The following is a 12,658-nucleotide window of genomic DNA, read 5'->3' as shown; positions in this document are numbered from 1 at the left end:
GTCGGGCTCAGTGAAGAAAATAATCAGCAAACTACGCTGACGACTGAAGCGCTACGTGGGCACGCCAGAATGTCTAGGCGCACGTAAGAGGGGGCGGTGCCCGAAACATCTGCCGCGAGGTGCACACATAGCACCTATGCGACAGCGATGTGGATCAGCACAATGATCCTTCAGATTTTCGAACAGTAGAACACGATTCATCGTGCTGAACAGTAATTTGACGATCTTGACCTTGTCAACCGGCCAGTAGCTTCCCGTTGGTTACCGCGATCGAGGACGAGCAACAGGCTCGATCGAGGCGGTGATCACCAGCCGGCTCCGGTGCGATTGTGCGGTGTAAAGCATTGGTCTCCTCATGGCGTCGCTACACCAGAAATAGCAGACCTCGTCCGAGTGACCTTTCCAGATATGGGAAGGCGAACCGGTCCGCGTTCTGATCGTTTGCTACGACCGGGACATCCACCGAAGATGCTGTTCGCCGGGTCGAAGAACAAATCCAAGATTGAAGAAGCCCAGGGTTTGCGGCCACCACTGTCCCCATGGATATGCGCTGCTCGGGACGGGCCGCGACGCAGCGGTCAGCGGCGCGAATTGTCTACTGCGTGATTTCGAGTCGAACCCACTGCCGAGCAATAACGAAAAATGGCCCGGAACAATGTGTTCCGGGCCATTTCCCTTGTAGCGGGGACAGGATTTGAACCTGCGACCTCTGGGTTATGAGCCCAGCGAGCTACCGAGCTGCTCCACCCCGCGTCGGTAGGGATAACGCTACAGCATGGGTCGGCACTTACCTAAACGGCAGGTGGGAGGGGTTGACCAGCGGGTAATCGAGGTTGGGTGCGAGCATGCAGGTATGCCGATTGCCACTAGTGCCATTGCCCATGTGCGACTGACGGTTTGCGATATCGATCGGTCGCGAGCGTTCTACGAGAAGGTGTTCGGATGGCCCGTCGCGCTGGAGGTGCCTGCCGATGCGGACGAGGCGACGCGGGAGCAGCTCGGGTTTCTGTTCGGCGGGGTGATCTATCGGATGGAGCACGGGATGATCGGGTTGCGGCCGGTCGGCACCGACAGCTTCGACGAGAACCGGGTCGGGCTCGATCATCTCGCGTTCCCGCTGCACTCACTGGCCGAATTGGAGGCTGCCGCAGCGCATCTCGATGCCTGCGGCGTCGCGCACGAAGACATCAAGGACATCGGGTTCAGCCATATCCTCGAATTCCGGGATCCGGACAATATCGCGTTGGAACTGATCGTCCGCAAGTAGGCTAGGCCGCCTTCACCACCTTCTGCACCGCGGCGACGAAGAACTGATCGAAGGCCGCCTGGTCGAGCGAATCATCCAGCGCGGCAACGCGAACCGCGACCGTGATGCCCCGGACCTCGGCGTAACCCAGGTACGCATTCTGTGTCAGCGGAGTACCGCTGGCATCCGTCGTCGCGGTGCTGGTCGCGTGGTAGGCGATTGCGTTCGCGCCGTTCAGTTCCTGGGGCACAGGCCGGCTCGTGACGCGCTCCGATGCGGTGACCTGATGACCATCGTAGGTCGCGACCACCTCGACCGAACCGCAGCGCTTATTTCCGTCGGCGATCCGTTGCAGATCTCCGGTCCGCCCGGAGACGAATTCGACAAAGATCTGGCCCGACTTACCGGTCGCCGCGGAGATGGACGACTGCGCGAGCAGTTCCTTGGTCGCCGCCCCGAGATCCTGCTGTGTGGAGCCGCATTCCGCCGGTGTGAAGGTGGCGTTCTGCTGGGTTGCGGTGAGATCGCCGACCGTCGACTGCAGCTGCTCCGGCGGCAGATCGAGTTTCTTTGTGCCCGCGGGGAATTCCTCCGGGGTCAGCACCAACTGTTCGCGAGGCGTGGTCGGCGCCGAGGAATTCCGGTGATCCGCCGAGTCGTCCTTGCTGCTGCAGCCCGCGACGAGTACCGCTCCCGCCGCAATTGCCACTGCCCACCGTGCGTTACGCAATTCGATCATGGGGTGATCATGTCAGCTGTCGCCATGAGCACCCCCTTGCGGAAGGTATTTCAGAGCTTTGTGATCCGGGTGCGGTGGCGCTGCTGCAGCTCACGCGAGCGACGCAGATAGTCGAGGACGAGGCGCAGTTCCGCTGCGCTGTAGCGCGAGACCTCGCCAGCACCCTCCTCGGCGATCGGCCCGTAGATCCGCATGACCTTGGCCATCGCGGCGTCGGTCATGCGGATGACGACCTTGCGGCGGTCCCCCGGTTCGGGATGACGGACGAGGTAGTCGAGTTTGGCGAGACGGTCCAGCATTGTGGTCACGCTGCCGCTGGTCAGGCCCAGTTCGGCGGCGAGAGCGCCGGGGGTGGATTCGCCGTGCCACAGGATTTCCAGACAGCGCAGGTCGGTGCGGTTGACGCCGAGATTGGTCGCGGCGGCCTGGTCGACGGCGTCGACCGCGGCCTGTAGCGCCTGCGCTTCGCGGCCGAGCTCGGCACGCAGTTCTGCCAGCTCCAACTTTTCTCTTGACATTCAAGCCTCTTGATCGTCAAACTACCGATGCCTTGATAATCAAGATACAGCAGAGCCAAGAGAGATTTCGGGAGGCACACCATGAAGAAGGCGCTGATCATCGGGGGCGGGATCGCCGGGCCGGTCACCGCGATGGCATTGCAGCGGGCCGGACTGGAGCCGATTGTGTACGAGGCATACGCGGAGGCGGCGGCCGAGCAGATCGGCGCGTATCTGACAGTGGCGGTGAACGGACTGTCGGCGCTGGCGCTGTTGGACGCGCATCACGTGGTCACCGAGATCGGGCACCCGACCGCCACACTGTCGTTCGCGACCAGCGGCGGCAAGCACATCACCGATATGCCGATCGGCGGCACACTGCCCGACGGCACCGTCACGCACAGCATCAAGCGGCGCGATATGTATCGAGCGCTGAATGCCGAAGCGGTGCGGCGCGGCGTGCGGTTCGAGTACAACAAGCGGCTGGTGGATGCGACGTCGACCGAGGACGGCGTGCGTGCGACCTTCGCCGACGGAACCACGATGGACGCCGATGTACTGATCGGCGCCGATGGAATACGTTCCCGAACAAGGGAAATAATCGATGCGTCCGCCCCGAAGGCGCACTTCCTCGGCATCTACGGGCTCGGCGGATTCGTCACCGATCGAGGGCTGCACAGCGAACTCGGGTTGCGGCCCGGTGTGTACAACATGATCTTCGGTAAGAAGGCGTTCTTCGGGTACTTCGTCGCACCGGACGGCGAGATCTGGTGGTTCGCCAATATGCCCCGGATACAGGAACTTTCACCGACGGATTCGGTGGACTGGCGAACGCAACTCGTCGAAATGCTGTCGGCGGATCGCGGCCCGGCCGCCCGGATCGTCGCCGCCACAACGGATGACACCTTCGTCCCCGCCTTCAACCAGTACGACATGCCGACGGTCACCAAGTGGCACAACGACAATATGGTCATCGTCGGCGATGCCGCACACGCCGTAGCATCCTCCTCCGGCCAGGGCGTGTCCATGGCGGTGGAAGATGCCCTGACACTGGCGATCTGCCTGCGCGATATCCCGGATACCGCCGCGGCCCTGGCCGCCTTCGAAGACCGGCGCCGCGAGCGGGTCGAGAAGGTGGTCGCCTATGGCGCGGAGACCAGTAGCGATAAGGCGTCGAACGGACTCGCCCGCCTACTGGTCCGCCTGCTCACGCCCTACTTCCTGAAGAAGGCAGCCAAAGCCGGTGTCACCCCGCTGAACTGGATATTCGACCACCGGATCGACTGGACGCCCCAGCCGCTCACCCGCGAGATCACCACTGGATATGCGAAAGGTCAGCGGGTAACCGAGAGGTCGGCGTGACGGATGGCCGCGCGTGGCGTGGGTAAAAGCGTCTTGTGCAAACTGGTGCGCATGGTCGTGGCCGAGTCGAGCAGATAGTTCTGCCGCACCTTCCACGGATGCCGGTCACCCTGACGTGGGAAGTCGCCGATCGAGCGCTGAATATAGCCGGAGGCCAGATCGAGCAGCGGGCGCTCGCCGAGCAAGCCTTCCGGCTTCGGCATTACGGCCGCATAGTCATTGCGGTCCAGGTGTTTGATGACCTTGCAGACCAACCGCGAGGTCAGGTCGGCGCGCAACGTCCATGAGGCATTCGTGTACCCGATGCAGACCGCGAAATTCGGTACGCCGGTGAGCATCGCACCCTGCCAGACGAATTGCTCCGAGAGGTTCACCGCCTCTCCGTCGACCTGCGGCGCAATGCCGCCGAAGGCCAGCAATTGCAGCCCGGTCGCGGTGACCACGATGTCCGCCTCCAGGATTCGACCGGACTTCAGCCGAATTCCCTCGGGCACAAAGGATTCGATGTGGTCGGTGACGACCTGCGCCTTCCCCTTCTTCATCGCCTTGAAGAAATCGGCATCCGGTACGGCACACAGCCGCTGATCCCACGGGTCGTACTGCGGCGTGAAGTGTTCGGCAACAGCCTTCTCATCCTCGAGGATTCGCGCCGTCAGACCGGTGAGCAGTTTGCGCGCGGCCTCCGGACGGCGACGGCAGTACTGATAGAAACCAATGCTGAACAGGATTTTCTTGATGCGGACCACGCGGTGCGCGAGCTGCGGCGGCAGCAGCTCGCGGATCTTGTCGGCCTGCTTGTCCCGGCCGGGAACGGCGCTGATCCAGGTCGGCGAGCGCTGCAGCATCGTCACCGATTCGGCCTGGTCGGCCATCGCGGGCACCAGCGTGACCGCCGTCGCACCACTGCCGATGACCACGACGCGCTTGCCCGCGTAGTCGAGATCCTCGGGCCAGAACTGTGGATGCACGACCTGCCCGGCAAAGGAGTCGATGCCCGGAAAATCCGGGGAGTGACCCTGGTCGTAGTTGTAGTACCCGGCGCAGGCGTAGAGGAAATTACAGGTCAGCGTGCGCTGCGTGGTGCCGCCTGCAGCATCGCGCTGCTCGAGGGTGAGCGTCCAGCGCGCCGATGCGGTGGACCAGTCGGCCCCGACCACCTTGGTGCCGTAGCGGATGTGCCGGTCGATGCCGAATTCCGCGGCCGTCTCCTCGACGTAGCGCAGAATGGACGGACCGTCGGCGATCGACTTCGCATCCCGCCAGGGCTTGAACGGATAGCCGAGGGTGAACATATCCGAATCCGATCGAATTCCGGGATAGCGGAACAGATCCCACGTCCCACCCAGCGATTCGCGCGCCTCCAGCACAGCATAGGTTTTGCCCGGGCATTCGGTCTGCACCCGATACGCTGCGCCGATGCCGGATAACCCGGCGCCGACGATCACGACGTCGAGGTGGTCCGGAACTACGGCGGTCTCGGGCCCACCCGTAACCCGACCACCGCCCCTCATCGAATCGCTGCGCGATGCTGGCCTCATAGTTCCAGTCTGGGAGCACAGTGGACCGATTTCTTGACTTTCCGCGACAAGTATTTGATTCTGAGCGACATGTCGGTGATTCGGTCCGCGGGGTTGCGCGGATTTCGCGCGACGGTGGCCGAGCTGGGCGGGAACGCCGAGGAGTTCGCCACCGCTGTCGGACTGCCGATCGCCGCTCTGGATGCCGATGATCTGCTGGTACCGGATCAGGCGGTCGCTGCGGCGCTGGAGTTGGCCGCGCAGCGACTCGACTGTCCCGACCTCGGACTGCGCATTTCGCATCGACAGGATCTGGATATGCTCGGCGCGCTGGCCTTGGCCATCCGGAATTCGCCGACGCTTGCCGATGCCCTCGAATGCTGTTCGCGCTATCTGTTCCTGCACGCGCGGGCGCTCGACCTGACGCTCGAACCCGACCCGTATGGCGACCGCAGCGTGACCGCCTTGCGCTATGGCGTCCAGCCCGGCCGGCCGACACCGGTCCAAGGCACCGATCTCGGACTCGCCTTCGTGCACCGCACCTTTCAACGGCTGGTGGACGAGCGCTACGGGCTGCGCTCGGTCGAACTGCCGTACCGGCCGGCCGCGCCGATCCGTATCTATGAGGAGTTCTTCGGCGCACCGGTGCGAGTCGAGCGTCCCGCGGCGGCATTGCGAGTGCCGATCAGCCTGGCGACCCGGCCACTGAGCGGCGGCGACGAGAATCTGCATCGCTTGGCCTTGGCCTTCCTGGCCGAACAGTCCGGCGGCGCGGATGCCGCCATCGCACCGAAGGTCCGCGCCGCCGTGCAACAACTACTGGGTACTTCCCCGCCGGAAATCAATACTGTGGCAAGGCTTTTGACGGTCCACCCGCGCACACTGCAACGTCGCCTCGCCGCCGAGGAGACCTCCTTCGCCGGCATCCTCGATACGGTCCGCCGCGACGAAGCCCGCCGCTACCTGACCACCACCGATATGCCGATGAGTCAGGTCGCCTCGCTGATCGGACTGTCCGAACAGGCCACCTTCACCCGATGCTCCCGAAGATGGTGGGGCACAACGCCTACCGTGGTTCGGCGCGAGGGCGCGCAGCACCGGCTACCGCAGTAGACCGACCGCCTCTTCGGCCGCCTCCGCGACCAATGCATTGTCCGCCTGGGCAGCTGGACTGGAATGGGTGGTCAGCACCGCGATCACGATCGGTGCGGCGCTTCCGGCGGGCCATGTGACGGCGATATCGTTGGCGGAGCCGTAGTCGCCGGTTCCGGTCTTGTCGCCGGTCTTCCAATCATTGGGCAGGCCGGCGCGAATACGAGTGCCGCCGGTGGTGGTGGCTATCAGCCAGGCCGTCAACTGCTCGCGCTCAGGTGCGGCGAGTGCATCGCCGACCGTCAGTGCCCGATAGTCGGCCGCGATTGCCGCGGGCGTGGTGGTGTCGCGCTCGTCGCCGGGGATGGCGGTATTGAGCGTGGGCTCCGTACGGTCCAGTCGCGAGACCTGATCGCCGATGGACCGCAGGAACTGCGTCAGCGCCTGTGGGCCACCGAGCAGTTTCAGCAGCTCATTGCCCGCGGCATTATCGCTGCGGGTAATCGCCGCATCGCACAGTTCCGACACCGACATACCGCTATCGATCCGAGTGCCGGTGACCGCCGAACCGCCCGCGGCCGCCGCATCCGCCGCGGTGAAATGGATGATTTGATCGAAATACCCTGTGGCAAGCGGATGTTCGTGCAATAGCGCGGCACATGCGAGCGTCTTGAATGTCGACATCATCGCGAACCGCTCGTCCTGACGGAAGCCGACGGTCCTTCCCGAACCGGTATCGACGGCGAAGACCCCGAGCCTGGCCTGATGCTGCTGCTCGATACCGGCCAACTGGCCCACCGGAGTCGGCGTTGGGTCCGGATCTTTCGACTCGGTCCCACATGCACCGAGTAGCACCGTCATCACCAGGGCGAGCCCGATGCGAGCCGAGCCCCGCCCGCGTCTACCGATCTTTGTCATGGCCACACGACAACACAGTGCCGATCGCTCTGTCCAAGACCGACGTGGCCGAAAGCCGATATCGAAATCGATATCGTCCCAGCGTAAAGACCCGACAGAGGTCTCGGAGGACCGAAAATCAGGCAGCGGTCACGCGCAGCACCGCCTTACCGCGCAGGGTCCGTTCGGCCAGCGCTCGGAACGCATCGGCGGTCTGCTCCCAGTCGAGCGTCAGACCGATCAATGGGGTGAGCCGACCATCGGCGACCAGATCCACGAGGATTCCGAGATCCTCGCCCTTGGTCTCATCGGGAACCGGGCTGATGAAGCCGACGATATGCGCGTTCCAGCCCTGGGCATAGAAGTCGGCGAGGGTCAATTCGGCTGCGCCGCCGATATTTCCGTACCAGGCGAGATGTCCGCCGGGCGCAATGCGGCGAACAGCCTGGGCCGTGATCGGTCCGCCGATGCCGTCGAGTACCAGATGGAACGGGCCCAAACCTTCTTCGGCAAGGGAGGTTACGACATGCCGCGCACCGAGGGCACGCGCTTCTGCCTCGCGTTCTGGACTGCTGACGAGCGCCGTCACCCGAGCACCCGCCGCAACCGCGAGTTGCACCGCGTACTGGCCGACGCCGCCGGTGGCACCGGTAATCAATACCTGCCTGCCGAGCACGGCACCGCCGACGCGCAGTGCGCGCAATGCGGTCAGCCCAGCAATGGGCAGGGCCGCAGCCATTTCGAAGGACACGCGATCGTCGAGCACCGCCGTGCAGTGCACCGGCACCGCAACGCGCTCGGCCCAGCCTTCCCAGTCCAGGTAGCAGACCACCCGGTCACCGACGGCCGGGCCTTTGCCATTCGCAGCTGCCCGCACGACCACACCCGCGACGTCCTGACCAGGTCGCCAACCATCGGAGCGGCGGGCGATCAAATTGACCTCATCGTGATTGACGGCATAGGCACGCACCGCAACGACGACTTCATCGGCCGCCGGATCCGGCTCCGGCAGATCGCCGGCCAACCGTAATCCGCCACGTGCCGCCGGATCTGTGATGAAACCTCGCATGTTCGGCCACCCTATCGGCCGGCGGTCGAGGTGCAATCGCCGTAGCAAGGATCGATGAACATCGAATAGTCAAGGAATGAACAAGCCGTTCGCCGGATGCGCGCGTAAGCTCCCTGGTCCGGGAGGTCGGGTCAGTGCAGTTTTCAGTATTGGGTGAGGTCTGCGGGTGGCGTGGGGAGACCCCGCTCGAATTGGGACCTCCGCAACGTCGCGCGGTACTGGCCGCGCTATTGCTGCGTGCCGGAAAGTCGGTCACCGCAGCGGAATTGGTGGAGGGCATCTGGGGCGAGGATCCGGTGCCGCGCGCCATTGCCGCGCTGCGCACCCATGTCGCGCAATTGCGCCGGGTGCTGGAACCGGATCGGATTTCGCGCGCCCCCTCGACGGTGCTGGTCTCGGTCGGTGACGGTTACGCATTGCGGATCCCGCCGGGCTCGACCGATATCGAGGAGGTCGAGGCACTGGTGGCCACGGCCGGACGGGTGCGCGGCGAAACGCCGGACGCGGCACGCGAAGCATTGATCGACGCACTCGCCCACTGGCGTGGTCCCGCGCTCAGCGGATTGGCCGGACCTTTCGCCGAACGACACCGCACCCGCCTCGAGCAGTGGCACTTGGCGATCCTCGAAGACCGCCTCGCCCTCGATATCGAGGTCGGCCACGCGCCCGACGCTGTCGCCGAATTGGGTCCGCTGATCGATGAGCATCCGTTGCGCGAACGGTTCCGCGCACTGCTCATGGCCGCGTTGTATCACTGCGGCCGCCAAGCCGAGGCGCTCGAGGTGTTCGCACGGGCGCGCCGCGATCTGGTCGACGGGATCGGCGTCGAGCCCGGCCCGGAGCTGACCGCGATGCACGAACGCATCCTGCGCGCCGAAATGCCGGCACCGCGATCGAACGGCTACGGTCCGGAGCCGGTCGTGCCCGCGCAACTGCCGCCGGATATAGCCGATTTCACCGGCCGCGAGCAACTGGTCGAGCACATTGCCGAGCAGTTGACCGGCGGCGGCAGCGCGGTCGCCATCTCCGCGGTCGGCGGCATGGGCGGGGTCGGTAAGACCACCCTGGCCCTGCATGTGGCCCATCACGTGCGTGATCGCTTCCCGGACGGACAGCTGTATGTGAACCTGCGCGGCGTCGATCCGGTGCCGACCTCACCCGGTGACGCGCTCGGCGGATTCCTGCGTGCGCTCGGCATCGCGGAGGGCGAGATTCCGGGCGCCGTCGACGATCGCGCGGCCGAACTGCGCACCCGCCTCTCCGGTAAGCGCATGCTGATCGTCCTCGACAATGCCCGTGGCAGTGCGCAATTGACGCCGCTGCTCGCCGGAACACCCGGCACCGCCGTGCTGATCACCAGTCGTTCGGCGCTCACCGAGATGCCTGCCGTGCGCCGGACTCGCCTCGATGTACTGGAGCGCGACGAAGCCATCGCATTGCTGATCCGCATCCTCGGCCCGGAACGCGTTGCGGCCGAGGAAGGCGCGGCACGGCAGGTCGTCACGCTGTGCGGCTGCCTACCGTTGGCGGTGCGCATTGTCGGCGCGCGACTTGCGGTGCGGCCGCAATGGACGATCGGATCGTTCGCCGCGCGCCTGGCCGACGAGAAGGGTCGGCTCGCGGTGCTGGAGACCGGTGAACTCGGTGTCGAGGCGGCGTTCCGGCTCGGCTACGGGCAGCTGAACGAGCAGCAGGCCAAGGCTTTTCGCACGCTCGCGCTCGTCGACTTCCCGGATCTGCCGGTCGACGGCGTGGCCGCGGTGCTCGGCATCGCGGAGTCCGAGGCCGAGCGGATATGCGAATCGCTGGTCGACCTGAGCCTGCTCGAGACGACGGTGCCCGGCCGCTACCGATTCCACGATCTGCTGCGCCTTTTCGCCCAGAGCGTCGCCGACGAGGACGAGTCGGCGGTGCTGGTCCGGCTGCTGGACTACTACCTCGCGGGTGCGAAGAACCTGTTGAGCGCCATCGACTACAGCAACACCACGCGCCTGTTGATCCCGACCACGGTGCCCGGGCGACCGTTCGCCGGCGGCGCCGAGGGGCAGGTCTGGAACGACGTCGAGCGACCGGTGGTGATCGCGCTGCACCGGCAGGCCGCCAGGGTCGGTGGCCGCGCACTCCAGGTGGCGGCCGATCTGGCCTGGGTGATGGCCGAACTGATGGACGCGGGCACCCGCGCCAGGGAACTGGCCGAGGCGCTGACGGCCTTGCTGGACACCGCAATTCGCGAGTCGCACGCGAGCGAACGCCGCATCCGGGTCGCGCTCGGCGCGCTGCTGCAGGTCGGGCTCGGCGAGGTCGAGGCGAGTCTGAAATATCTCGACGCGGCGGCCGGACCACCCACCGACGACGCCGATCGCCGGATCGCGGTGCTTTCGGAGGTACTGCTCGGCATTGCCGATCGGCGACTCGGCGATGTCGAAACATCGCGTCGGCATTTCGAGAATGCGATGCGCTTCGCGCGTGAACTCGATGACCGGTCGATGCAGGCCTGGTGTCTGGCCTTGGTCACCCGAACCTATTGCGAGGCAGGGCGATACGACGAGGCGGTCGATATCGCGGGCCGGGCCATCGCGCTGGCGCAGGCGTCCTCGAATCCGGTCGCACTCGGTTGGGCCACCCACGAATTGGCCGCCACGCTTTCGATGCGCGACGAGCACGAACGCGCACTCGAACTCGGCCACGACGCCGTGCGGATCGCGCAGCGCAATGGTGTGCGACTCTGGGAGGGTTGGGCGCGAACGAGATTGGCGCAGATCCAGCTGCGCGCCGACAAGGTGGCGGATGCGGAAAGCCAAGCCGCGGAAGCGGTTCGGCAGCTCACCAAGGCCGCCGATCCGATCGATCGGGCGCGTGCCCTGGCTCTGCACGCGAGCGCGTTGGCCGCACAGGGACGCACCGGTCCGGCCGCGGCGGAGTTCGGCGAGGCCGCCGAGATTTTCCGGCGCGCGGGGCTGGCGCCGCCCACCATCGATCGGCTGTTCAGTGCCGCGCCGACCGCTGACGTCGCGGATTAGGCGGCGTTTATTCAACGTTTATCGGACGCTGATGGTTGCCTGGAATTCTCTGGGTCGATGCGATCGCCGTCGTGAGTGTCATCGTGCGGGCGCGCTATGTATCGACTTGTGTGCGAGGGGTACGCAAGGCGTATCGACATGTCCAACCGCGGTTTCCGATCGACAGGTTCACCCGATCGGGGGGGCGTCGCATCGACAGCGGCTGCGGGCCCGCCGGGTCCGGTCCACGCAGTCCGCGCACGCCGTGGTCGCCCCGGCAGCACCGGTTGCCGGTGCGCCCGGTCCGTCACCTTTCCGAAAGAACCTCGAGTCGCAATCTGACGAGTCCGTGACATGCCGGGCGAACTCCTTGTCGCGCCCCCCGGACCAGCACACACTGCGGAGATGACAACCTTCGACGACCTCCGGGCGCTGTTCGTCAACTGCACGCTCGAGCGCTCCCCCGAGCCGAGCAATACACAGGGTCTGATCGATGTCAGTGCCCACATCATGGCGAAGAACGGCGTCCAGGTTTCCCATATCCGCGCCGTCGATCACGACATCGCCACCGGCGTCTGGCCGGATATGACCGAACACGGCTGGGCCACCGACGAATGGCCTGCGCTGCAGCGCCAGGTGATGGACGCCGACATCCTGGTGCTGGCCGGACCGATCTGGCTCGGCGACAACAGTTCGGTCACCAAACGGGTGATCGAGCGACTGTACGGCAATTCGTCGATCCTGAACGAGCGCGGTCAGTACGCCTATTACGGCCGGGTCGGCGGCTGTCTGATCACCGGTAACGAGGACGGCGTCAAACACTGCGCGATGAATATCCTCTTAGCCTCCAACACCTCGGCTACACGATTCCGCCGCAGGCCGACGCCGGTTGGATCGGCGAGGCCGGCCCCGGGCCGTCGTATCTGGATCCCGGCTCCGGCGGGCCGGAGAACGATTTCACCAATCGCAATACGACCTTCATGACCTGGAACCTGCTCCATCTGGCCCGGATGCTGAAGGACAACAGCGGCATTCCCGCCCACGGCAATCAGCGCTCCGAATGGGATGCGGGCTGCCGATTCGATTTCGAGAATCCCGACTATCGATAGGGCTCAGCAGGTTCGGGCATGATCGCCGGAAACCCGCATGCGGTCACCAGATTCGCGCCGCCGAAGACGGCGATGCGGGTGATCGCACGGTCGGTGATGGTGCCGAGCAGTTCGACCACCTCGGCAGCCGG

The 12,658-nt window shown here is 65.2% G+C and carries 10 protein-coding genes, 1 tRNA gene and 1 pseudogene; 5 read left to right on the top strand and 7 right to left on the bottom strand.

The genetic code is table 11. From position 1 onward, the window contains the following. Window positions 1–679: 679 nt before the first annotated feature. A tRNA-Met gene (locus ACIBW7_RS39125) sits at window positions 680–753 on the bottom strand. Window positions 754–853: 100 nt separating this feature from the next. On the opposite strand from ACIBW7_RS39125, the gene ACIBW7_RS39120 reads away from it, so the two are divergent. Then, window positions 854–1,267, top strand: coding sequence for a VOC family protein (locus ACIBW7_RS39120; protein ID WP_397055494.1), 414 nt, complete (start codon window positions 854–856; stop codon window positions 1,265–1,267). A 1-nt stretch (window position 1,268) separates the two neighbouring features. On the opposite strand, the gene ACIBW7_RS39115 is transcribed toward ACIBW7_RS39120, so the two are convergent. Beyond that, entirely contained in the window at window positions 1,269–1,985 is a 717-nt protein-coding gene (locus ACIBW7_RS39115; protein ID WP_397055492.1) for a hypothetical protein, read from the bottom strand. 50 nt (window positions 1,986–2,035) lie between these two features. After that, on the bottom strand, window positions 2,036–2,503 hold the full coding sequence (locus ACIBW7_RS39110) for a MarR family winged helix-turn-helix transcriptional regulator (RefSeq protein ID WP_397055490.1): 468 nt from the start codon (window positions 2,501–2,503) through the stop codon (window positions 2,036–2,038). A gap of 81 nt (window positions 2,504–2,584) precedes the next feature. Between ACIBW7_RS39110 and ACIBW7_RS39105 the strand changes: the two genes are divergently transcribed. Continuing rightward, window positions 2,585–3,844 carry an FAD-dependent oxidoreductase gene (locus ACIBW7_RS39105; protein WP_397055488.1) on the top strand — a complete coding sequence of 420 codons (1,260 nt, stop codon included), beginning with the start codon at window positions 2,585–2,587 and terminating at the stop codon, window positions 3,842–3,844. On the opposite strand, the gene ACIBW7_RS39100 is transcribed toward ACIBW7_RS39105, so the two are convergent. After that, the gene (locus ACIBW7_RS39100; protein ID WP_397055509.1) at window positions 3,817–5,355 is read right to left on the bottom strand and encodes a flavin-containing monooxygenase; all 1,539 of its coding nucleotides are present in this window, start codon (window positions 5,353–5,355) and stop codon (window positions 3,817–3,819) included. The two genes, ACIBW7_RS39105 and ACIBW7_RS39100, sit on opposite strands and share 28 nt — an antisense overlap. Before the next feature lie 96 nt (window positions 5,356–5,451). Between ACIBW7_RS39100 and ACIBW7_RS39095 the strand changes: the two genes are divergently transcribed. Beyond that, the gene (locus ACIBW7_RS39095) at window positions 5,452–6,474 is read left to right on the top strand and encodes an AraC family transcriptional regulator (protein ID WP_397055486.1); all 1,023 of its coding nucleotides are present in this window, start codon (window positions 5,452–5,454) and stop codon (window positions 6,472–6,474) included. Here ACIBW7_RS39095 and bla read toward each other — a convergent pair. Both bla and ACIBW7_RS39085 read right to left on the bottom strand, forming a co-directional pair. Then, complete coding sequence (bla, locus tag ACIBW7_RS39090) at window positions 6,463–7,371, bottom strand: class A beta-lactamase (protein WP_397055483.1); 909 nt, start codon at window positions 7,369–7,371, stop codon at window positions 6,463–6,465. The genes ACIBW7_RS39095 and bla overlap by 12 nt on opposite strands. Window positions 7,372–7,489: 118 nt before the next feature. Beyond that, the gene (locus tag ACIBW7_RS39085) at window positions 7,490–8,419 is read right to left on the bottom strand and encodes a zinc-binding dehydrogenase (RefSeq protein ID WP_397055481.1); all 930 of its coding nucleotides are present in this window, start codon (window positions 8,417–8,419) and stop codon (window positions 7,490–7,492) included. Between the two features lie 134 nt (window positions 8,420–8,553). Between ACIBW7_RS39085 and ACIBW7_RS39080 the strand changes: the two genes are divergently transcribed. Together ACIBW7_RS39080 and ACIBW7_RS39075 are read left to right on the top strand one after the other, a co-directional pair. Continuing rightward, window positions 8,554–11,439 (top strand): BTAD domain-containing putative transcriptional regulator, encoded by a 2,886-nt coding sequence (locus ACIBW7_RS39080; protein ID WP_397055479.1) that lies wholly within the window; start codon window positions 8,554–8,556, stop codon window positions 11,437–11,439. 384 nt (window positions 11,440–11,823) lie between these two features. Then, a pseudogene (locus tag ACIBW7_RS39075) lies at window positions 11,824–12,527 on the top strand (flavodoxin family protein). On the opposite strand, the gene ACIBW7_RS39070 reads toward ACIBW7_RS39075, so the two are convergent. Continuing rightward, window positions 12,518–12,646, bottom strand: coding sequence for a hypothetical protein (locus ACIBW7_RS39070; RefSeq protein ID WP_397055477.1), 129 nt, complete (start codon window positions 12,644–12,646; stop codon window positions 12,518–12,520). The pseudogene ACIBW7_RS39075 and the gene ACIBW7_RS39070 sit on opposite strands and share 10 nt — an antisense overlap. Window positions 12,647–12,658: the final 12 nt, after the last annotated feature.

The sequence above is a fragment of the Nocardia sp. NPDC049526 genome (assembly GCF_044465765.1).
Lineage (GTDB): Bacteria > Actinomycetota > Actinomycetes > Mycobacteriales > Mycobacteriaceae > Nocardia.
The sequence above is the reverse complement of the archived record's forward strand: the minus strand, read 5'-3'. Positions and strand labels throughout refer to the sequence as shown.

What these genes read in the sequence shown, in the direction of transcription:
- ACIBW7_RS39105 (WP_397055488.1), top strand. Translation starts at nt 2,585, where the DNA reads ATGAAGAAGGCGCTGATCATCGGGGGCGGGATCGCCGGGCCGGTCACC.
- ACIBW7_RS39110 (WP_397055490.1), bottom strand. Translation starts at nt 2,503, where the DNA reads ATGTCAAGAGAAAAGTTGGAGCTGGCAGAACTGCGTGCCGAGCTCGGC.
- bla (WP_397055483.1), bottom strand. Translation starts at nt 7,371, where the DNA reads ATGACAAAGATCGGTAGACGCGGGCGGGGCTCGGCTCGCATCGGGCTC.
- ACIBW7_RS39085 (WP_397055481.1), bottom strand. Translation starts at nt 8,419, where the DNA reads ATGCGAGGTTTCATCACAGATCCGGCGGCACGTGGCGGATTACGGTTG.
- ACIBW7_RS39120 (WP_397055494.1), top strand. Translation starts at nt 854, where the DNA reads ATGCCGATTGCCACTAGTGCCATTGCCCATGTGCGACTGACGGTTTGC.
- ACIBW7_RS39100 (WP_397055509.1), bottom strand. Translation starts at nt 5,355, where the DNA reads ATGAGGGGCGGTGGTCGGGTTACGGGTGGGCCCGAGACCGCCGTAGTT.
- ACIBW7_RS39115 (WP_397055492.1), bottom strand. Translation starts at nt 1,985, where the DNA reads ATGATCGAATTGCGTAACGCACGGTGGGCAGTGGCAATTGCGGCGGGA.
- ACIBW7_RS39095 (WP_397055486.1), top strand. Translation starts at nt 5,452, where the DNA reads ATGTCGGTGATTCGGTCCGCGGGGTTGCGCGGATTTCGCGCGACGGTG.